This is a genomic window from Rubrivivax rivuli, assembly GCF_004016505.1.
Taxonomy (GTDB): Bacteria; Pseudomonadota; Gammaproteobacteria; order Burkholderiales; family Burkholderiaceae_C; genus Rubrivivax; species Rubrivivax rivuli.
The window spans coordinates 1-255 of the sequence record NZ_SACR01000028.1 but is presented as its reverse complement, the minus strand read 5'-3'; the positions used below and the strand labels follow the sequence as shown (position 1 = coordinate 255).

At 53.7% G+C, this 255-nt stretch carries 1 rRNA gene; it reads right to left on the bottom strand.

The features are described from left to right. Positions 1-255, bottom strand: a 16S ribosomal RNA gene (locus EOE66_RS21685); the annotation flags it as partial.

The following is a 255-nucleotide window of genomic DNA, read 5'->3' as shown; positions in this document are numbered from 1 at the left end:
AACCTTCCCAACAACCAGTTGACATCGTTTAGGGCGTGGACTACCAGGGTATCTAATCCTGTTTGCTCCCCACGCTTTCGTGCATGAGCGTCAGTACAGGCCCAGGGGATTGCCTTCGCCATCGGTGTTCCTCCGCATATCTACGCATTTCACTGCTACACGCGGAATTCCATCCCCCTCTGCCGTACTCTAGCCTTGCAGTCACAAATGCAGTTCCCAGGTTGAGCCCGGGGATTTCACATCTGTCTTGCAAGA